The organism is Maricaulis maris (assembly GCF_049116555.1).
Classification (GTDB): Bacteria; Pseudomonadota; Alphaproteobacteria; order Caulobacterales; family Maricaulaceae; genus Maricaulis; species Maricaulis maris_C.
The window spans coordinates 107,435-128,481 of the sequence record NZ_JAGDYT010000004.1 but is presented as its reverse complement, the minus strand read 5'-3'; the positions used below and the strand labels follow the sequence as shown (position 1 = coordinate 128,481).

The following is a 21,047-nucleotide window of genomic DNA, read 5'->3' as shown; positions in this document are numbered from 1 at the left end:
CGCTTGAGCCCGAGGAGATTTCCATGCGCCAATTCTACGTCTTCATCAAATGCGAGCTCGGACACACCTATGACGTCGCGGCCAAACTCGTCGACAATCTCGACGAGGCCCCCATGGTCCACTCGATCTCCGGCGCGTTCGACTTGCTGGCCCGCTTCACGCTTCAGGACGAGACCGATATCGGTCGGTTTGTGAATCAGAAGGTGCAGACCATCGAGGGCATCAAGGATACGCAGACCATTATCTGCTTCAACGCTTTCACGCGTGATCAGGGTCTGGGTGACGACTAGTCGAACCTCAACGACGCGGCCCTGCCGTCTTCATCGCAACTCAGCGAGTACCGCCATGCATTTCGGTGTTTTCGACCTTTTCAAGATCGGCGTCGGCCCATCCAGCTCGCACACTGTCGGGCCGATGAAGGCCGGCAAGGTTTTCGTTGAGCGCGTGATGGCGGAAGAGGCGCAGCGCCCGATTGCTCGCCTGCAGACCGAACTCTATGGATCCCTGGCCCTGACCGGGCTGGGCCATGGCACAGACACGGCGGTCCTACTGGGACTGGAAGGCCATGATCCGGCGCGCATCAATCCGGACACCATCCCCGATCGGTTGGCGCGTATCCGCTCCGAACACACACTCCGCCTGAGCGATGGTCGCCAGATTGCGTTCGAGGAACGCAAGGATCTCGATTTCCGCGGGGATATCCGGCTTCCCTTCCACTCCAATGCGCTCAAATTCCGGGCGCTGGATGAAACCGGTGAAATCATACGCGAGGAGATCTGGTATTCGATCGGCGGTGGCTTCGTGATCGACGAGCACGAGGCGGGGCGCAATTCCGCCGCTGATGTGAAGGAAGGCGAACCCTATCCGTTCAACTCGGCCGCGGAACTGCTGGAGATCGGCGAACGCACAGGCCTGTCCATCTACCGCATCATGCTGGCCAATGAACGGACATTCCTGCCCGACGACACGATCCGTGCCGGTATTGAAGGCCTTTGGCGAGCCATGGAGGACTGCATTGATCGCGGTCTCAAGCAGGATGGCGTCCTGCCTGGCGGCCTCAATGTGAAGCGTCGCGCGCCCAAGATGAATCGCGACCTGATTGCCGAGCCGGTCGATCCCAAGACGGACCCGCTCGCCGCCATGGACTGGATCAATCTGTGGGCCATGGCCGTGAACGAGGAAAACGCCGCCGGAGGTCGTGTGGTGACCGCCCCCACCAATGGCGCCGCCGGGATCATCCCGGCCGTCGCGCGCTATTTCGACAAATATCACCGGGACCAGGATGATGAAGAGGCGCTGCAGCGCTTCTTCCTGACCGCCGCGGCGATCGGGTCTCTTTACAAGAAGAACGCCTCCATCTCCGGTGCTGAGGCCGGCTGTCAGGGCGAAGTTGGCGTCGCCTGTTCCATGGCCGCTGCCGCGCTCGCGGCTGCCATGGGGGCCGATAACGCCCAGATCGAGGACGCCGCCGAGATCGGCATGGAGCACAATCTCGGCCTGACCTGCGACCCGGTCGGCGGTCTGGTGCAAATCCCCTGCATTGAACGCAATGCCATTGGCGCCATCAAGGCCATCGATGCCGCGCGCCTTGCGCTTCGAGCGACCTCATCGGACATGAAGGTTTCGCTCGATCAGGTCATCGAAACGATGCGCCAGACCGGTGTCGACATGCAGGAAAAGTACAAGGAAACGAGCCAAGGCGGACTGGCCGTGAACGTGGTCGCGTGTTGATCAGGCGTCTTCACCCAGCTCGCTGACCGTGCGGCCTTCGGACAGCGTTTCCGCGCCTGAGACCACGACACGCTGGCCAATCTCAACCTCGCCATCGATCGCAATATACCCGTCTGTCCGAACGCCGGGCTCGACCGCTACCTGGTGCGCAATATCCTCCTCATCAACGACAAAGACGAAATTCCCGTTTGCTCGCAGGATAACCGCATCATATGGCGCGGCAAGTTGTGTACGGGGCGTCTCGGTGGGCAAGGCGACCCGGGCCGCCGATCCGATGATCCAGTCGGAGCCCTCCAGATCTATGCGAACTTCAAAAGTGCGAGAGACGGCATCGCCGACCGGGATGATTGCGCGGATCGGCGCACGCACTGACGTGCTGTCCGACAAGGACAGTGTCACATCCATCCCGACCTGGAGATACGGCGCGACAGCCACCGGGACCTGCGCCACGGCTTCCTTGTGCTCGATATCCACCAGGCGAGCGATATCACGCCCTGGCGCCGACAATTCACCGACCTGGATCAGGCGCTCTGCCACCCGTCCGGCGAAGGGCGCACGGATCTGTGTGCGCTCCAGAGCCAGTTCGGCGCGATCGAGCGCCGAACGCGACTCGCGAGCGTCCTGGACCGCCAGATCACGGGCCAGCTCGACCTCACGCAAGCGCGTGGCCGGAACTGTGCCGTTTTCTGCCAATTGTTGGTAACGCGACGCCTCGGCATTCTGGTAGCTCGCATTGGCCGCGGCGCGGGTATGGCGCGCGCGTGCGGATTCAAGCTCGATGCGGGCCTGGCGATCGTCCATCTGGGCGATCAATCCCCCCTCACCGACCTCATCACCTGGTTCGGCAATGAAGGTGATCCGGCCGGACGCCTCCGCGGCGATCTGGGCATCATTGCGCGACATGACGCTCGCCGGCGTATTGATCGTCCGCGCCATGTCGAGCGAAACGACCTCCGAGGTTCGAACGACGGCCGGTGGAGGTGCCTGTTGTGCCAGAGCAGCCGGGCTGGCCAGGGCCAGGGTCAGCGGCGCGAGCGCCAGGGTGAGAGTACGAGCCAGCATGGTGTGTCTCCGCTGATCAGCCTATTCGGCCGGTTGGATTTGAGGGTCAGCTTGTGTCAGGCGCGCTTTTGCACCCTCGCCAAGCCTGAGAAGGCAGGGGATCAGGATCAGGGTGAAAACGAGGCTGATACTCATCCCGCCCACAATTGCCGCGGCCAGACCGCGATAGATCGCACTGCCGACTCCGGGAACAAGCAATAGCGGGAGCATTCCCAGAAGGCTCGTCATGGTCGACATGAAGATCGGCCGCAAACGCATGCGCAGCGCGGCCTCGACCGCGTCGCGGCGCCCAAGCCCCTCACGTTCGCCCTGACGCGTCTGATCGACCAGGAGAATGGCATTGTTGATCACCAGGCCAAGAAGGATCACGAAGCCCATCATGGTCAGTAGGTCGAGCGGCTGTGTGACGAAGAGGTTGAGAATTTGCAGCATTGCAATCCCGCCCACTCCGGCCAGCGGGATCGAGACCAGGACGAGCACCGCGTCCCGCAAGGAGCGGAACATGCCGGCGAGGATCAGGAAGAGGATCACCATCGCCATGCCCATATTCATCAGCATGGTGTTGATCGCACGATCCAGACTGTCCGCACTGCCCCCGTAAACAACAGACCCGTCTGCCGGCAGCTCGGCGCGGATGGCCGGTTCAACCTCTTCCTGGACAACGGTCAGGATTTCCTCGAGCGAGACGCCATCCGGCTGATTGATGTTGATGGTCACCGTCCGGCGACGGTTGAGGCGTTGAATGCCTCCCACACCCACCTCCTCGCGGATCTGAACCAGATCGCCCAGCGGCACGACGGCACCAGTCGGCGTAGCGATCGGCAGGCCGGCCAGCTGATCCGGCGTGTCCCAGCCCTCCGAGCGGAGAATGATATTCATCCGGCTCTCACCGTCGAAATACTCGCCAATGAACTGGCCGTCCCCCAGCATGGAGATCATGCCTGCCACATTGCGCCGGGCCCAGCCAGCCTCCTGGATCCGACGATCATCGGGTACCAGGGTCAGGCGCGGCTGGGTCGATTGCGGCGGCGGATTGGCATTGATGTTCACGCCGGGGAAGCGCTCCCTCAGCATTTCCAGGCCGACCTGGGTCGCCCGGGCACGGGCGCCCTCATCCGAAGACTGGATATTGACCTGGATATTGCCACCCTGGGCGAAGCCGCCGAAGAGATTGCCCTGCTGGGCAAAGCCGATAACGTCCGGAATCCCGGTGATGATTTCCTCGCGGACGATACGTTCCAGTTCGCCGACACGTGACTGGTCCTGCACACGAATACCCGCAGTCGCGCCGCCGCCACCCGGGAAGGTCCCGAAATAGTAATTCCGCAAGGCCGGTTCGCGCTCGCCGGTCATATAGGGCTCAAGCCGTTCGATGACCGTCGCCGCCACTTCCTCCTCGACCCAATCGAGATTGGAACCGGGCGGGAACATGAAAAAGGCGTCGACCGCATCGCGGCGAACCGGTGGGAGATAATCCATGTCCGGACGCTGGAACCAGCTGAACACCATCGGCAGGACGATCAAAGCGGTGACCATACCGATCCGGCGACGCGGACTATCGCTGACCATAAGGACAAAATCAGCAACCCGATTGAGGATGGGCTGGGCGGTGACCGTCTTGCGGTCCCTCACCCAATGCTTCACTGCAACCGGCAGGACCGTCACCGCCACGACCATCGAAATGGCGACCCCCACCGCAATGGTGACCGCGAGATCCGCGAAGATCTGCCCCTCTGCGCTGCGCGTGAAGATGATGGGCAGGAAAATGGCCACGGTCGTTGTCGTTGACGCAAGCAAGGCGCCCCAGACTTGTCTGGCGCCCTTGTCGGAGGCGGTATCGGGGTCTTCGCCCGCCTCCCTTCGCCGGATTATGTTTTCCAGCACAATGATCGCGGCATCCATGACCATGCCGGTGGCAAAGGCGAGACCCGCCAGTGAAATGACATTGAGCGAGCGGCCAAGGAGGAAGAGGACGATCAAGGTTGAAAGCAGCGAGACCGGGATGGCGAGCGAGATGATCAGCGTCGCCCGCGCCCGGCGCAGAAAGAGCCAGAGACCGAAGATTGCCAGCACCACGCCCAGAAGCAGATTGGTCCGCAAAAGATCGATCGCCCGCATGATGAAGACGGAGGCATCAAAGGATGGCGCCATGACCAGCTGTCGTTCGGCCAGCAGGGTTTCGTTGATCTCGGCAACTTCCGCCTTCACGGCATCAAGCGCGGAGAGAACATTCGCGCCGGGTTGCCGACGCACTTCAATCCCCATGGCCGGATTGCCGTTTTGGTAGGTGAAATTATTGCGCTCGCCGTAATTGACCTCGACGGTCGCCACATCGCCCAACCGGACCGGGGTCCCGTCACGCCAGACAATGACAAGCTCATCGAGTTCCTCCGGTTCGAACTCGCCTTCAAAACGCATTTGGTAGGAGCGCCTGCCGATCTCGGCATTACCGCCCGAGACGTCGGAATTATTGACAATGGCGCCTGAGATCTGCGGCAGGGTCACACCCAGCGCGGCGGCGCGGTAGGGGTCAATCGTGACTTGCAATTCCTCTGGACGCTGGCCCCAGCCGATCTGCACGCTGGCCACCCCGGGAATGGCCTCCAGGCGGGGAATGACGGTATCCTCGACGAAGGCGGAATAGTCGTGGATCTCGTTCGGATTGCCCGGCAGGGCCTGCATGAAGAACCAGATCAGGCTCTGCTGCGCGTCGCCGCCGAAGCCGCCGATATTGGGCCCGACAGCATCGCGCGGCAGAGGCGGTAATTGCGACAGGCGGTTCGAGATATCGATCGCCGTCTGCGTCATGTCGGTTTCGAGCGCGAAGGTCAGATTGATGAAAGCTGAGCCCTCACCCACAAAGACCCGCATTTCCTCGAGCCCGGGCAGACCGGTGAGCAATTGCTCCTGCGGCTCGATGATCTCGCTTTCCATCTCCAGCGGTGAGGCCGAGCGCCAGAAAGTCGCAATATTGACTTGCGGTCGCTCCGTATCCGGGAAGAGCTGGATCGGCAGTCGAGTGAAGGCGACCACGCCCATGAGCGCGATCAGCGCGATACCGACAAAAACGGCGGCCGGATTATTCAGCGACAAGCGTGTTAGTGGCATGTGAGTCTCCCTCGCATGCCGGTCCTAACCGACCCGACCTGTCCGCCATGATGAAACCCAGATTAAACAATGCTAAGGCGGCTCACGCATTGGTGAACCGCCTCAGAAATTCTCAACATTCAGGCGGCTGCCCGCCCCTGTTTGTTAGCTGTATCAGGCCGCTTCGTGCGCGATTAGATTGTCGGCAACGGTATACTTCGCCTCGGTCTGCTCGGCGACGAGCTCCAGAGTGGCACCCGGTGCGAGCTCGAGCAGCTTGAGACCATCCTCGACAACATCGAACACACCCAACGTGGTGATGATGCGGTGGACACAGGCCTGACCGGTCAAAGGCAGCGAACAGGCCTTCAGCAACTTGGGCTCCCCCTTCTTGTTGGCGTGATCCATGATCACCACCACCCGTTTGACGCCGGCAACAAGGTCCATCGCGCCGCCCATGCCTTTGACCAACTTGCCCGGAATCATCCAGTTGGCGATATCGCCACTCTCGGAGATCTCCATGGCGCCCAGGATGGACAGGTCGATATGGCCGCCGCGGATCATGGCGAAACTGTCAGCCGATGAGAAATAGCTGGTCCGGCGCAGCTCGGTGATCGTCTGTTTGCCAGCATTGATCAGGTCTGCATCAACATCATCGTCATAGGGAAAAGGCCCCATACCCAGCATGCCGTTTTCCGACTGCAGGGTGACGTCGATATCATCGGCAATGTGATTGGCGACCAGAGTCGGGATGCCAATGCCCAGATTGACGTAGAAACCATCCTCAAGTTCCCGGGCAGCGCGGGCTGCCATTTCATCACGTGTCCAGGCCATTATGCGACCTCCCTTTCACGAATGGTGCGTTGTTCAATGCGCTTCTCGAAACTGCCGACAAACAGGCGCTGGACAAAAATGCCAGGCGTGTGGATTTCGTCCGGATTGAGCGCACCGAGTTCGACGATTTCTTCGACTTCGGCCACGGTCACCTTGCCGGCAGTCGCCATCATCGGATTGAAATTACGAGCAGTTTTCCGGAAGATGAGATTGCCTTGCGGGTCAGCCTTCCAAGCCTTGACGATGGCGACATCCGCTTTCAGGCCGGTCTCCATGATATAGGTCTCGCCGTCAAATTCGCGATGCTCCTTGCCCTCGGCGATCAGGGTGCCGACTCCGGTCTTGGTGAAGAAGCCCGGAATGCCTGCACCACCCGCACGGATACGCTCGGCCAGTGTGCCCTGCGGATTGAATTCCAGCTCAAGCTCGCCGGACAGGAATTGGCGCTCGAACTCCTTGTTCTCACCGACATAGGAGGAGACCATTTTCTTGATCTGCTTGGCATCAAGCAGAACGCCGAGGCCGAAACCGTCGACGCCGCAATTATTGGAAATCACGGTCAGGTCCTTGACGCCGGCCTTGTGCAAGGCGGCGATGGAATTTTCCGGAATGCCACACAGGCCGAACCCGCCAGCCATCAGCGTCATCCCGTCGAAGACCAGGCCATCCAGTGCGGCCCGGGCGTCGGCAAATACCTTTTTCATGCGAACCCCGTCTCGAAATTGATATTCGGTTCATGTTTATATCGCGCACGCAGCAAATAGCTAGCCCGCGGCTGAAGTCCCCTCGCCATCATCGCGCGCGGCGCGCACACGATTGTCGATCTCGATGGCAAGTGCACCACCGAAGAAGACGGCATAGGCGGACCAATAAATCCACAGAAGGAAGACGACAAGTGCACCTAGCGAGCCATAGACGCTAAAATCTATCACTTCTCCGACATAGGTTGAAAATCCCTTCGACAAGCCCAGCCAGAGTGATGTGGCAACAAGGGCGGCCACGGTCGAGGCTCGCCAGCTAACGGCCCGTTTCCGCTTGCGCATGGTCACACGGTAGAGCAGCTCAAGCGCCACGAACATGAAAGCGGCGGCCACACTCCATTCATTGATCAGGGAATCGAGATTGAGCGCGTCCAGACCGAGCGCGTGGAACAGACGCGCCAGCAAGACCGGAATCAAGAGAACAGCGAGGTTGGCCGCAGTCAGCAGCGCGCCACCGACCAGAACGCTCATCATGGCCAGAATGTTGAACTGCAGGATATTGCGGATATCCCGATCTTCAGCGAGATGATTGAGCCCGGCGATCATCGCCTTGGCCCCGCGCGAGGCGGCGAACAGCGCAATAATCAGGGCGATGAATCCATTGAGCGACAGGGCGGCGATCGGCGCGTCGGCAAGACGGCCCATCTGCCCCAGCACAAAATCCTGGGCGCCGGCCGGCATGATCTCGGCGAAACGGGCAATCTGCTGTTCGGCATCGGAGGCGGAAAAAATCAGTCCATAGACCGACATGGCGAGCGCGATTGCCGGAAACAGGGCAAGCATGCCGAAAAAAGAAGCCCCTCCCGCAAACAACATCACATCCCGCGCCATTGAGCGTGAGATGGCGGCGATGATGACACCGATGACCCGCAAGAGCGGATGGCGGTGCGGCGGGTCCGGCTTGAGTGCGTCGTCCATGTCCTGTCGAATGCAATTCACACGCCGCTGAGTCTATCAGATCGAGAGCTGTCGCGGCGAAGGAATTCAGGAAAGAACCATGTCCTTCTCGAAAGCGGTCGACCTACTTCGCCTGGCCCGGCTTGCCAGCAATTATGGCGGCGTCTCGCTGACTGAGATCGAGCGCGAGTTCGAATGTGTCCGTCGAACCGCGCAGCGGATGACCCAGGCGCTGGAGCAAGTCTTCCCGGACACCGAGGATTACGTCGATGGAGATGGGATAAAGCGGTGGCGGGTTCCGCGTCGGCGTGTCGGAGAATTCTTCGCGCCGCAAGCCGATGAAGTCGCGGCGCTGGAACTCGCGATCTCGGCGCTCGAGCGCGAGGGCCTGAAGCGTGAAGTCAGCCAGCTGCGCAGCTTGCGTCAGACCATTGACTTGCTGATGCCGGACAAGCGGCGGGCCGGCCTGGAGGCCGATGAAGAAGCCCTCCTTGAAGCGATGGGACATGCGGCGCGACCCGGACCGCAACCCGCGTCGAATCCAACCGTCGATGCCGCCATAGCGCAAGCGCTCAAAGGCCCCTTTGTGCTGAAAATCCGGTATCGCGGTCGCCGGGACGAGGCGTCCCGCGAGCGCTGGATTGAGCCCTATGGGCTACTCTTGGGCGCTCGCCGCTATCTGGTCGGACGTGACCGCGATCGCGACGACGGGCATATGCGCCATTTCCGCGTGGAGGATATCGAGGCCGCCGAAACCACCGAGGACTGGTTCGCGCGCGCTTCGGGCTTCGATTTCGACGACTATGCCCAACGCGCATTTGGTGTGTTTCAGAATGATCGGGAGTTCGGCGAGGTCGTCTGGCGCTTTACGGCAGACGCCGCCCCTCACGCCGCGCGCTACCGCTTCCATCCTGGTCAGACCAGCGAGACCGGCCCCGATGGCAGCCTCACAATTCGCTTCGAGGCCTGTGGCTGGCTGGAAATGTGCTGGCATCTCTATGCCTGGGGTGACCAGGTTGAGGTCCTGGCTCCCGCCGAACTGGCCGACATGGTTCGCGATCACCGCCGCAGCGATTTCCCGGGCCTGCCCTAGGCTCTAGCTGTCAGGCGTGAACTCAAGCGCGACAACGTTCGGGAGCAACAGATCGTGAACCGCATCACCGGTCACACGAGTCCAGATGATACGTACGGTGTGGACCCGCTGCCCGTCGAAAACACCCGTCCACCGGACCTGCCCGCCAGAATCCAGTGTGTATTCGGCGATGAAGATACACTCATCGCGCTCGACAAATATCCGGTAAGCACCGCTCTCGGTTTCACCTTGCGTGCTCCAAACAAGGTCACCACCCACAAAAGACAGCGTCCCGCGCACCCGCACCAGCCCGAACAGTCCGCGCGCTCGAACGGTTCCAGGGTAGCTGGAAGCATCCAGCAGGTCGGCTTGGTGACACTGGGAGGATTGCGTTCCATGGGTGACATCGAGTTCATCCTGCGCACCCACATGAGGGCCTGATGACACACAGGCAGCGCATACGACGGCGATCAGGGCGCCAAACATGCTGAACGCCTCCGGACCGCGTCTCATTGACTGGCTGCAGCCTGGCAGTGAATCCCGTTCAGTCAACGGGCCCATTTGCAGCAATCACCTCCCGGTAGCGATCACGCGATCAGCCCGGCTTAGCGAATGGCGATACGGACGCTCTCAGGCTTCTGCCAAGACGGCATGGAATGGCCGTCCGCCGTGCTCATGGCGAGCTGGTAACCCTTGTTGAGATAGCGACAAACCGAGCGCAGATCTTCGACATGAAGGCAGTCGATCTCGTCGCCGGGGCGCTGCATGCGGTAGAAGCCGTCCCGAAACCGGTGAGGCACCACATTGCGCAGGCCGCTGACACCGTCGACATAAGCATTGATTGCAATCGCCATCCTGATTTCTCCATCGCGCATCGCTTCGTTGATGATCACAATGACGGCCCGACAGGACAAAACCTGTCACCCCCAAAATTCGCTGGCCTGAGCCGCAAAAAGAAACGCCGGTCATTGGGGGTGACCGGCGTTTCGGGGGCTATCTTTACGATATTGAGTCCAGCGTACGAGCGAGGGACTAAAAAAGTTGTCCGCTGACCTCGAGATTGAAGATGCGGTATACGCCCTGAACCCGACATGAACGCTTTCCTGAACGGCCCCCACTCGTCTATTCTGTGCGGAAATCTCCCTGTATTCCTCTATTCCGAACCGGTCCGCGCTTGTCTCAATCTGCCTCGTCCCCGATCGACCAAACTGCGCTTGATCGCATTTGCGACGCGCATCGTCGCCTGCTTGAAGGCAAGAATGGCGGGCATCTGGCCAACCTGGCCGGCGCCGATCTGTCAGGTCTGAGCCTGTCCGAACGCGATTTGCGTGACGCCGATCTCAGCGAGGCGCGCCTCGATGCGTGTGATCTGACCGATGCCGACTTGCGAGGGGCTCGTTTGTCCGGTGCATCGCTGACCGGCGCGACACTCGTCCGCTGCCAGCTTGATGGCGCAGACCTTCGCGGCTGCGACCTCACGGATGCAGACATGAGCGCCGCCCGATGCGCGGGCGCGGACTTCCGGGAATACGCCCTGCCCGCACCACCGGGTAGTGGCGGAAACGCCGCGTCGAAAATCACGCGCCTGGACAAGGCCAGCCTTGCCGGATCTGTCCTCGACCGGGCGCGCCTCGCGGGCGTCAGCGCCCGCGGCGCGCGGTTTGATGAAACCAGCCTGTCCGCCGCCCGTTTCAACCGGGCCGATCTCGAAGGCGCGGTTTTCGTCAACGCGATCTTCAGCGGGACCGGGTTTGGCAGCGCAAATCTGACCGATGCCGACTTCCGCAATTGCGACGAATTGGCCGCGGACACCGCGATGGCCACGACAAAAGGTCTGCTGACCGGCATCCTGCCGGACGAGACCGACTTTCCAGCCCTGGAGCCCGACACGGATCCACGTACGCCGCAGCAGCGCTTGGACGACCATGCGAAACGGGTCAGGACTGGCGGCAAGGAGGGCCAGCCGGCCCGGCTGGACGGGCTCGATCTTCGGGGTGTTGAACCACTGACAGGCGCTGCACTGACCGCGCTTCAGGCTGTGCGCGCCAGTTTTGCCGGGCTCGACATGCGCGAAGTCGAGTTGCAGGGCGCCCGCCTGACCGGCGCCGATCTGCGTCGATGCGACCTGCGGGGTGCCGATTTGCGCGGAGCCGACCTGACGCGTGCCAATCTCGCCCATGCCGACATGCGAGGCGCCATTCTCGGGCCACTCAGCCTGGGCGCGGATCGCCAGATTCCGGTCAATCTCGCCGGCGCACGATTGCGCTATGCTGATCTACGCGATTGCGACCTCTCGACCGCGAGAACAGACGGGCTCGACACAGAGCATGCCCGACGCTGAATCGATCGGTCAGGTCTCGCTTAGCCAGTCGCTCAGAACCGCATCCTGATCGGCACCAGGCACCGCCGCAGGCCCCTGAATCGCACCCGGGGTGACCGAGAATCTGGGTGCAGGAGCCGGCTGTCGGACGCCATCCAGTTCTGCGTGCACCGCGCGTTCGACCATGTGCGGGTGTCGCGCCGATTCCTCATAGTCCAGCACCGGCGCGAAACAGGCATCCGACCCTTCCAGCAGCGTGCACCAATGGTCGCGAGTCTGACTCTTGAACATGCCTGCCATGGCGGCCTTGGCTTCAGGCCAACCCTTGCCGCTCCAGTCAGCTGGCCAGGTCTGCCCGTCAAACCCGGTCTTCTCGCACAGAAGCGCGTAGAACTCCGGCTCGAGCGGCCCCACGGATATGAAGCCGCCATCGGCGCACTCATAGACGCTGTAAAAATGTGCCGCGCCATCGAGCAGGTTTGTACCCCGCTCCGGCGACCAAAGGCCGAAGGCGGCAAGCTGATATTGGGAGGCCATCAGGGAGGTCGCGCCGTCGACTATGGCCGCGTCCACAACCTGCCCCTCACCGCTCGCCCGAGCATGATGAAGAGCCGCCAGGACACCGAAGCCGAGATACATGGCCCCGCCCCCGAAATCGCCCACGAGATTGAGAGGGATGGCCGGTTTCTCGCGATCACCGATTGCGCCCAATGCCCCGGTCAGGGCGATATAATTGAGGTCATGGCCAGCGGCATGGGCGAGCGGGCCATACTGACCCCAGCCGGTCATGCGGCCATAAACGAGCGCCGGGTTTCGCGTCAGCGCGATGTCCGGCCCCAGGCCCAGACGCTCCATGACACCCGGGCGATAGCCCTCCAGCAAGATGTCTGCGCTTGCGATCAGGCGGCGTGCCGTTTCCAGGTCCGCCTCATCCTTCAGATTGAGGGCGATGGATCGTCGACCGCGCGCGAGGACATCGGCCGCGCCGCCACCCAGCGCACCCGGTCGGTCAATGCGGACAACATCTGCACCCATATCAGACAGCATCATGCCGCAGAATGGCGCGGGTCCCAGGCCAACAAACTCGAGCACTTTAACGCCTTTTAGAGGACCTTGGGCTTTCATGGGGGCTCACCTCGCGAATCAATCTTCGTGAAAGCGTGGCACTTGTGGCAATCTCACGGAATACCGGAGGACCGGCGACGATGACTGGGGGACGAATGGGACGCGAACTGGACGTGCTCGTATTTGGCTTGTCCGAACGCGTGGAATCCCTGACCGAACAGCTCGGGAAGCTGTCGTTGAAGTCCCGTCTCGTCCGCGCCGACAGCCCGCCTGCCCGTCGCCATCACGACTGGGCGGTGGGCATCATCCTCGCGGAATGTGACCGCGATGTCGAAGACGGCATAAAGGCCTTTCAGCGCTTCGCGCCCGGCGAACGGCCTCTGCTCGTCGTGGGGCCCGACAATTTTGGCTCGCCCAACCAGGTGGACGCATGGATCCGCGAGCCCGCACCGGCGGTCCAGATCGCGGCCCGGATACGCGCCCTATTTCGACTCCACACCATGGAAATCATCGCCCGCCGCCGAACTGAGGTCAGCGCGCTCTACGGCCAGAAACCCGGTCTTGTGGAACGCCAGGATCAGCCACCCTGCGTGCTCTATGTCGGGGACGCTTCGCCTCGCTTCATGGCCCTGCAACACACCCTGGCGTCAGTCGGTGCTGATATTGTTGCGGCCTTTTCATCCTATTCTGCCTTCGACTACCTGCACGAGCGCCCATTTGACGCGGTCGTCCTGAACGCAGCCGGCAAGCGCGATATCGCCTTCACGATTTCTTCGGCCATGCGCCGCAATGCACGGCTCTATCATACGCCGGTCTTGTTGCTGACCGATGATGTCGACGCGACCGCGGCCGAAGAGGCCTTCGCACGCGGGGTCTCCGATCTACTGCCGCCGGGTACCGATGATGACGAACTGCGTGAACGGGTCCTGACGCTGACAGACGAACGTCGTCGTCGCCGTGAAGCGAAGGCAATCCTGGAGTCCTGCCGCGATACGCGGTCGCTGGACATCGAAACCGGCCTCTTTCATGCGGCCTTTCTCACAGCTCATGTCGAGGACCTGCTTCAGGCGAGCGCGCGGGACGAGCTGAGTTTTTCGATGATTGCGCTACAGGTCTTGCTGCCCGAAGGCAGTGAGCGCCCTGACGACGTCTCAGCCGAGAAGGCCCGCCGGCAATTTGCCGCCATGCTGCGTCATCTGCTGCGCACCGAGGATGCGGCCGCCCGTTTCGATGAGGACGTCTTTCTGGCAGTCCTCCCCTTCACCAATGCGGTCGGGATCGATTGCGTGGCAGCCCGCGTGGCTGCGATAGCGGAATGCACGGCCTTCGAGAGCGATGACCCGCTTCGCCCCTTCCGCCTGAGCGTACGGGCCGCACCGGTTCAGACCCGACCGGGCGAAACGGCCGATGCGCTCATCGAGCGTGCGCGCCGCTGCCTGATACGGCCAACGCCGGTGATCGCCAGCGCCTGATCGGCACCGCTTTTAGCTGAACTTCCGCAAGATACCCGTAGTCCGCAAGGGTTAAAGGCCCGGCTAGGACGTTCCCGGGTTTGCCGCCTTTGCCTTCACGGAAAGATCGGCCAGGGGAGCCATGGCACGTTCGATGGCGCGCAGGCGGTCTTCCGGTTCATCCCATTCCGCACGCAGCACCAGCTTGTGATCCGGGCGCACCTTGAACAGGGCCGGATTGGCGGAAATGTGCGCAATCAAGCCTGGTGGGTCCGCGAACCTGTCATTGCGGAAGTGGATGACGGCCCCTTTGGGACCCGCATCCACTTTCTCGACGCCGGCGCGTTTGCACAGCGCTTTGACCGCGACCACACGAAGCAGTGTCTCCACTTCGCTCGGGAGCGGACCGAACCGATCGATCAGCTCGGCAGCATAAGCTTCGCGCTCAGTCTTGCTGTCCAGCGATGAAAGGCGGCGATAGAGCTGTAGGCGGACATCCAGATCCGGGACGTAATGGTCGGGGATCAGCACGGCACCGCCGGCATTGATCTGCGGTGACCATTCGCCTTCGTCTTCCTCGCTGCCCCCGGAGCGCAGGGACGCGACCGCTTCTTCCAGCATGGACTGGTAGAGCTCGACGCCGACATCCTTGATATGACCGGATTGTTCTTCGCCAAGCAGATTGCCGCCACCACGCAAGTCCAGGTCATGGGACGCCAGGGTGAAGCCGGCTCCCAGGGAATCCAGCGACTGCATGACCTTCAAGCGCTTGTCCGCACTGTCCGTAATCTTCTGCCGCATGGGCGTGGTGAGATAGGCGTATGCGCGTGACTTCGAACGACCGACCCGCCCACGCAACTGATAGAGCTGGGACAGGCCGAAACGATCGGCGCGATGCACGATGAGCGTATTGGCGGTGGGGATGTCGATCCCCGACTCAACGATGGTGGTCGACAGGAGCACATCATATCGGCCCTCATAGAAAGCCGTCATTATGTCTTCGAGTTGTGACGCCGCCATCTGGCCATGAGCCGAAACGAAGGTCACCTCCGGCACGCTTTCACGCAGGAAAGAGATGGTTTCTTCCAAATCCGTGATCCGGGGCACGACAAAGAAAGCCTGTCCGCCGCGATACTTCTCTCGCAGCAAAGCCTCCCGGACACTGACCGGGTCGAAGGGGGCGACATAGGTGCGGACGGCCAGCCGATCGACCGGCGGCGTCGCGATGATGGAGAGGTCCCGGATGCCCGTCAGGGCCAGCTGGAGTGTCCGCGGGATAGGTGTCGCCGTGAGGGTCAGCACATGCACGTCCGACCGCAGCTCCTTGAGACGCTCTTTGTGCTTCACCCCGAAATGCTGCTCCTCATCGACCACAAGCAGACCGAGATCCGAGAATTTGACGGTCTTGGCCAATAGTGCGTGAGTCCCCACAACGATTTCGACTTTGCCGTCAGCAAGCTCCTCGCGCGTCGCCTTGGCTTCCTTCGCAGAGACCAGGCGGGACAGCAGCCGAACCTTGACCGGCCAGCCTCTGAAACGGTCCGTGAAAGTCTTGTAGTGTTGACGAGCCAGCAAGGTCGTCGGCGCAACAATTGCCACCTGCTGGCCACTCATCGCGACCACAAAGGCCGAGCGCAGCGCGACTTCAGTCTTGCCGAAACCGACATCACCGCAGATCAGGCGGTCCATCGGCCGACCCTTGGCGAGGTCGGAGAAGACATCATCGATCGCGTTCAACTGGTCATCGGTTTCCGGATAGGGAAAGGCGGAGCAGAATTCGTCATAAATCCCGCTCGATGCTTCGATCGGGTCCGCCTTGCGCGCCAGACGCTCGGCCGCAATCTTGATCAACTGGTCCGCCATATCGCGCAGGCGCTTTTTGGCCTTGGCCTTGCGCGCCTGCCAGGCCACGCCGCCCAGCTTGTCGAGCTGCGCCGTCTCGGACTCAGCGCCATAGCGTGACAGCAGCTCGATATTCTCGACCGGCAAGTAGAGCTTGGCCTGACCGGCATATTCCAACTCGATACAGTCGTGCGGCGCATCCTGGACCGGCAGCGTTTTCAGTCCGATGAACCGGCCGAGCCCATGATCGGCATGTATGACCAGATCGCCCGGCGAAAGCGACCCGGCTTCGACGATGATGTCGGCGGATCGACGCTTCTTGCGGGGACGGGCGAGCCGGTCGCCCAGTATGTCCTGCTCGGACAGCACCGCCAGCGTCTCGGTTTCGAACCCGCGCTCAAGCGGCAGGATCGCGCGACAAATACCGCCTTTCCCGTCCGCAGGTACCGCCGTCCAGCTGTCCATCAGCGGAATGCTGTTCAAGCCGTGCTCACCGAGAACACTGGCCAGGCGGTCCGACGCGCCACCGGTCCAGGAGGCCAGCATGACTGTCTTGCCCCCTCGGGTCAGGGCCTTGATATGACTGGCAACCGCATCGAAGACATTGGTGTTCTCGGCCGTGCGTTCCGCTGCGAAGCCGCGCCCCTGCTTGCCGCCGATATCAATCGTTTGCGGGCCTGGCTCGCGAAAAGCGGTAAAGCGGCGAACCGGGCGATCAGCCAGCGCGCCTTTCCAGTCAGCCTCGGTGAAATAAAGCGCATCGGCTGGCAGCGCGCGATAGGTTGGCGCTGACAGCGCGGATTCATGACGCGCCTCGCCCGCCGCGATCCGGGCTTCATAATAGTCCGCGACCTGACTCAGCCGCTCATCCAGCGCTTCATCGGCAAGATGATCGATCGCGACCAGCGCACCAGCGGGCAGATAATCAAAGGGGGTGTCCAGCTGTTCATAGAAGAGCGGCATCCAGTGTTCGACCCCGGCCGGGCGGGCCCCGGCACTGACAGCCTCGTATACCGGGTCTCCGCCCTGCACGGCGCCGAAGGTTTTCACGAAACCGGCGCGGAAGCGCGAAATACTTGCCTCGTCGAGCAGGACTTCACTCACAGGCGTGAACTCGATCGCCTTGAGCTGCCGCAAGGAGCGCTGGGTCTCCGGGTCAAAGGCCCGGATGGATTCAAGCGTGTCACCAAAGAAGTCGAGGCGAACCGGCTCTTCTGCGCCAGGCGGATAGACATCGACCACACCGCCACGAACGGCGAAGTCACCCGGCTCCATGACGGTTGCCGTGCGGGCGTACCCATTGACCGTGAAATGTTGGATGAGATCATCCAGATCGACACTTCGGCCAGGCTTCACGGCGACCCCGGCGCTTTCGAGAACCGCGCGCGGCGGGCAGCGCTGCGCCATCGCGTTTATGGTCGTGACGACGAGTGTGGCGGTGCCCAGGTCTCCCGAAGACAATCTTGCCAGAGTCGCCGCCCGACGCGCGGCCACCCGAGGGCTGGGCGAAATCCGGTCATAGGGCTGACAATCCCAAGCCGGCAGACGCAGGAGTTCGATATCGGGCGCGAAGAATTGCAGGGCCGAAACGAAAGCCGCCGCGCGGGAATCATCGCGGGCAATGAAGACATTCACACCGCCGCGCAAGCGGGCCGTGTCGGCAAAGACGAGCGCATCAAGTCCTTCCGGCGCCCCGCAGACAGTCGCCTGACCGTGAACTGCCGCAATCATTTCGGTCTCAGACACGCCGGTCGTCATCGCTGCCACAGGGCCTGTCCTTGCGTTTACTGCTTGGGGCCGTCGCCGAACGCGGCATCCGCATCCACGCGGAAGCCCTTCAGGGCGGTCATGACGGAGGTATCGAACTGGGGCGGTGTCGGCTGTTTGCCAATGATCCAAGCGTAGATATCCGCGTCCGGCTCATCCAGCAGAACCTCAAAATCATTCAGCGCCTGTGGACCGAGCTCGGCCAGATGGGAGTCGGCAAAACGCCCGAGGATCAGATCGGCTTCCTTGAAGCCGCGGCGCCAGGCACGAATGCGCAATTTCTTGCGCTGTGTTTCAATGTCATCACTCATAACCCGGGCATATAGTCCCCCCTATCGCCGCCGTCGACCGGTGGCAGCCGCACAACTTACCGATAAGGTGCAAATCATGCGCCCAGAGATTCTCTTTCCACTCTTCCAGGATGTCACCAAACTGCCCGGAATCGGTCCGCGGCTCGCGACCCTGGTTGAGAAAGTTTGCGGCAGTCGGATCCGTGATGTCCTGTTCACACCGCCAACCGGGCTGGTCGATCGGACGCGGCGGGTGCCGATCATGGACGCGCCGACGGGTGAAATCGTCACGCTGACCGTAATCGTGGAGTCGCATCTCCCGGCCCAACGCCAGGGCCAGCCCTACAAGGTGCGATGCCGCGATGAGACGGGTTTCCTCCACCTGATTTTCTTTCACGCGCGACGCGACTACTTGTCCAAGCTCCTGCCCGAAGGCGAAACACGGGTGATTTCCGGCAAGGCGGAGCGTTTCGGTTCGGAAATCCAGATCGTGCACCCGGATCTGGTTGTCACGGAAGATGCTGCGGGAGAGATGGCGCTCATTGAGCCGGTTTACCCCCTCACCGCCGGGCTGACCGCCAAGGTCATGCGCCGTGCCATCGATGGTGCCCTTACGCTCCTGCCCACGCTTCCTGAGTGGATCCCGGGTGATGTGTGCGGCGAGCACGCCTGGCCGGCCTTCAAACCCGCTTTGAAAGCCTTGCATGCACCGGAGTCGGCGCAGTCACTCGAGGCTGGCGCCCCAGAGCGTGAACGCCTCGCCTTTGACGAGATTTTTGCCCGCCAACTGGCCCTGCAAATAGTCCGGGCGAGCCGACGGGCCCAATCCGGTCGCGCATTGGCGGGGTCATCGGCGGCCGTCGACAAACTCCTTGCCACGGCGCCGTTCAAACCGACCGGGGCCCAGCTACGGGCCTTTGAGGATATCCGTCGTGACATGGTCTCCGATGCCCGCATGACGCGCCTCCTCCATGGGGATGTCGGAGCGGGCAAAACATTCGTTGCCGCCCTCGCCGCCGCCCAGGCCGCCGGCGCCGGTGTGCAGACGGCAATCATGGCACCAACTGAAATCCTCGCACGGCAGCATGCCAGGACCCTGACAGAGATGCTCGAACCAGCAGGGCTTTCCGTCATCGCGCTGACGGGGCGCGACAAGGGGAAAACCCGCGCAGCCCTGCTCGAACGCATGTCGCAGGGCCATGTGGATATCGTTTGCGGCACCCATGCCCTCTTCCAGGACGGGATCGAATTCGCGGACCTCGGCCTGGTCGTTATCGATGAGCAGCACCGGTTCGGGGTCTCAGATCGTCTGCGACTGACATCCAAGGGACAACGCCCCGACACGCTTGTCATGACTGCGACGCCGATTCCGCGCACGCTTTCGCTCGCAGTGTATGGCGACCTGGATGTCTCCCGGCTGGATGAAAAGCCGGCCGGCCGCATCCCGCCGGAGACCCGCCTGGCGTCGATGGATCGCCTGGATGAAGTCGTCGAGGGCGTCCGCCGGGCAATCGGTCGCGGAGACCGGGTTTACTGGGTCTGCCCGCTGGTTGAGGAAAGCGAGATGTCCGAGCTGTCGGCGGCCGAGGATCGATGGCGACATTTGCGCGCCGCCCTCGGCGATGACCGGGTCGGTCTGCTGCATGGCCGAATGAAGCCCGCCGAGAAAGAAGCCGTTGCGACCGCCTTCAGGGCTGGCGAAATGGATATCCTGGTCGCCACCACGGTCATCGAGGTGGGCGTGGATGCGCCGGATGCCACAGTCATGATCATCGAGCATGCCGAGCGTTTCGGGCTGGCCCAGCTGCATCAGTTGCGCGGCCGGGTGGGACGGGGTGAGAAACCCTCATCCTGTCTTCTTCTCTACAAGGGCCCCCTGGGCGATACAGCACGGGCCCGTCTTGAGATGATGCGCGAGACGGATGACGGCTTCCGGATCGCAGAAGAGGACTGGCGCTTGCGCGGGGCCGGCGACCCGCTTGGTTTGCGCCAAAGCGGACTGCCGGAGTTCAGGCTTGCCGATATCGAGCAACATGCGGCGCTGATCGAGATTGCCAATGACCATGCCCGTCTGATCGTTAACCAGGACCCCGAACTCAAAGGCGAACAGGGCGATGCGCTGCGCACCCTCCTTTACCTGTTCGATCATGACCAGGGCGTTCGCTTCCTGCGCTCGGGCTAGTGAGGTTTGGTGATTTCGTCCGGTAATTTTGCCCGGACCTCATCCGGCAGTTTGTCGGGCGTCACCATTCCAAAGGAAATGATCAGCTTGGCCGCTTCCTCCACCGTCATGTCGACATGGATCGTATTGGCTCGCGGCGTGTAAAGCAGGAAACCCGATGTCGGATTGGGCGTGGTCGGAACGAAAAGTGCCACCACGTCATCGGAAATCTTGTGCTTGAGGTCGCCCTGCCCTTCGGCCGATACGAACGCGACAACATAAAGACCTTTCATCGGGTATTCGATCAGCACCACTTCCTTGAAGGAATTGGCCTTTCCGGAGAACACCGTTTCCATGATCTGCTTCAGCGCGCCATAGACATTCCGGACCAGCGGAACACCATTGAGAATGCGGTCACCAATCCCGATCAGGGTTCGTCCGAAGATATTCGCGGCCAGTGCGCCGAGGGCCGTCAGCAGGATGACCGCGATCAGAACCCCAAGCCCGGGAATGGTGAAATCCGCCGGCAGATAGGTTTCCGGATTGTAGCGGGCCGGGATCAGGGGCTTGACCACATTGTCGACGAAGCCGACGAATGACACGATGAGATAGAAGGTCACGCCCAGTGGTGTGGCGATCACAATACCGGTGAGGAAACTGTTGCGAAGCCAGCGAAACATGGCGCTCCCGTTCAGATGACGCCGGAT

Annotated in this window: 17 protein-coding genes; 6 read left to right on the top strand and 11 right to left on the bottom strand. The window is 61.9% G+C overall.

The genetic code is table 11. From position 1 onward, the window contains the following. The first annotated feature begins 23 nt into the window (after nucleotides 1-23). On the top strand, nucleotides 24-290 hold the full coding sequence (locus tag JXQ94_RS06500; RefSeq protein WP_421922967.1) for an Lrp/AsnC ligand binding domain-containing protein: 267 nt from the start codon (nucleotides 24-26) through the stop codon (nucleotides 288-290). 55 nt (nucleotides 291-345) lie between these two features. Next, nucleotides 346-1,731 carry an L-serine ammonia-lyase gene (locus JXQ94_RS06495; protein ID WP_421922966.1) on the top strand — a complete coding sequence of 462 codons (1,386 nt, stop codon included), beginning with the start codon at nucleotides 346-348 and terminating at the stop codon, nucleotides 1,729-1,731. Here the strand turns inward: JXQ94_RS06495 and JXQ94_RS06490 are convergent, their stop codons facing one another. The 5 genes from JXQ94_RS06490 to JXQ94_RS06470 form a co-directional block, all read right to left on the bottom strand. Beyond that, nucleotides 1,732-2,793: an efflux RND transporter periplasmic adaptor subunit gene (locus JXQ94_RS06490; RefSeq protein WP_421922965.1), complete on the bottom strand. Its 1,062-nt coding sequence runs from the start codon at nucleotides 2,791-2,793 to the stop codon at nucleotides 1,732-1,734. A 21-nt stretch (nucleotides 2,794-2,814) separates the two neighbouring features. After that, a complete protein-coding gene (locus JXQ94_RS06485; RefSeq protein WP_421922964.1) occupies nucleotides 2,815-5,901 on the bottom strand; it encodes an efflux RND transporter permease subunit in 3,087 nt (1,028 codons plus the stop codon). Between the two features lie 153 nt (nucleotides 5,902-6,054). After that, a complete protein-coding gene (locus JXQ94_RS06480; protein ID WP_421922963.1) occupies nucleotides 6,055-6,714 on the bottom strand; it encodes a CoA transferase subunit B in 660 nt (219 codons plus the stop codon). Continuing rightward, nucleotides 6,714-7,418 (bottom strand): CoA transferase subunit A, encoded by a 705-nt coding sequence (locus JXQ94_RS06475; RefSeq protein WP_421922962.1) that lies wholly within the window; start codon nucleotides 7,416-7,418, stop codon nucleotides 6,714-6,716. Before JXQ94_RS06475 ends, JXQ94_RS06480 begins: the two co-directional genes overlap by 1 nt. A gap of 60 nt (nucleotides 7,419-7,478) precedes the next feature. Continuing rightward, on the bottom strand, nucleotides 7,479-8,393 hold the full coding sequence (locus JXQ94_RS06470; RefSeq protein WP_421922961.1) for a YihY/virulence factor BrkB family protein: 915 nt from the start codon (nucleotides 8,391-8,393) through the stop codon (nucleotides 7,479-7,481). Between the two features lie 79 nt (nucleotides 8,394-8,472). On the opposite strand from JXQ94_RS06470, the gene JXQ94_RS06465 reads away from it, so the two are divergent. Continuing rightward, entirely contained in the window at nucleotides 8,473-9,465 is a 993-nt protein-coding gene (locus tag JXQ94_RS06465) for a helix-turn-helix transcriptional regulator (RefSeq protein WP_421922960.1), read from the top strand. A 3-nt stretch (nucleotides 9,466-9,468) separates the two neighbouring features. On the opposite strand, the gene JXQ94_RS06460 is transcribed toward JXQ94_RS06465, so the two are convergent. Then, nucleotides 9,469-9,930: a hypothetical protein gene (locus JXQ94_RS06460; RefSeq protein WP_421922959.1), complete on the bottom strand. Its 462-nt coding sequence runs from the start codon at nucleotides 9,928-9,930 to the stop codon at nucleotides 9,469-9,471. 119 nt (nucleotides 9,931-10,049) lie between these two features. Continuing rightward, nucleotides 10,050-10,298, bottom strand: a complete 249-nt coding sequence (locus JXQ94_RS06455) for a hypothetical protein (protein ID WP_295690856.1) — start codon at nucleotides 10,296-10,298, stop codon at nucleotides 10,050-10,052. Nucleotides 10,299-10,618: 320 nt separating this feature from the next. Between JXQ94_RS06455 and JXQ94_RS06450 the strand changes: the two genes are divergently transcribed. Next, the gene (locus JXQ94_RS06450) at nucleotides 10,619-11,785 is read left to right on the top strand and encodes a pentapeptide repeat-containing protein (RefSeq protein WP_421922958.1); all 1,167 of its coding nucleotides are present in this window, start codon (nucleotides 10,619-10,621) and stop codon (nucleotides 11,783-11,785) included. A 9-nt stretch (nucleotides 11,786-11,794) separates the two neighbouring features. On the opposite strand, the gene JXQ94_RS06445 is transcribed toward JXQ94_RS06450, so the two are convergent. After that, nucleotides 11,795-12,889: a CaiB/BaiF CoA transferase family protein gene (locus tag JXQ94_RS06445; RefSeq protein WP_421922957.1), complete on the bottom strand. Its 1,095-nt coding sequence runs from the start codon at nucleotides 12,887-12,889 to the stop codon at nucleotides 11,795-11,797. Nucleotides 12,890-12,969: 80 nt separating this feature from the next. Here JXQ94_RS06445 and JXQ94_RS06440 point away from each other — a divergent pair, with 80 nt between their 5' ends. Beyond that, the gene (locus JXQ94_RS06440) at nucleotides 12,970-14,301 is read left to right on the top strand and encodes a hypothetical protein (RefSeq protein ID WP_421922956.1); all 1,332 of its coding nucleotides are present in this window, start codon (nucleotides 12,970-12,972) and stop codon (nucleotides 14,299-14,301) included. 63 nt (nucleotides 14,302-14,364) lie between these two features. Here the strand turns inward: JXQ94_RS06440 and mfd are convergent, their stop codons facing one another. Then, entirely contained in the window at nucleotides 14,365-17,880 is a 3,516-nt protein-coding gene (mfd, locus tag JXQ94_RS06435) for a transcription-repair coupling factor (protein ID WP_421923169.1), read from the bottom strand. Nucleotides 17,881-17,906: 26 nt separating this feature from the next. Next, a complete protein-coding gene (locus JXQ94_RS06430) occupies nucleotides 17,907-18,200 on the bottom strand; it encodes a succinate dehydrogenase assembly factor 2 (protein ID WP_421922955.1) in 294 nt (97 codons plus the stop codon). 76 nt (nucleotides 18,201-18,276) lie between these two features. On the opposite strand from JXQ94_RS06430, the gene recG reads away from it, so the two are divergent. Continuing rightward, nucleotides 18,277-20,361, top strand: coding sequence for an ATP-dependent DNA helicase RecG (gene recG / locus JXQ94_RS06425; RefSeq protein WP_421922954.1), 2,085 nt, complete (start codon nucleotides 18,277-18,279; stop codon nucleotides 20,359-20,361). On the opposite strand, the gene JXQ94_RS06420 is transcribed toward recG, so the two are convergent. Next, the gene (locus JXQ94_RS06420) at nucleotides 20,358-21,020 is read right to left on the bottom strand and encodes a DUF502 domain-containing protein (protein ID WP_295690872.1); all 663 of its coding nucleotides are present in this window, start codon (nucleotides 21,018-21,020) and stop codon (nucleotides 20,358-20,360) included. The two genes, recG and JXQ94_RS06420, sit on opposite strands and share 4 nt — an antisense overlap. Between the last annotated feature and the right edge of the window lie 27 nt (nucleotides 21,021-21,047).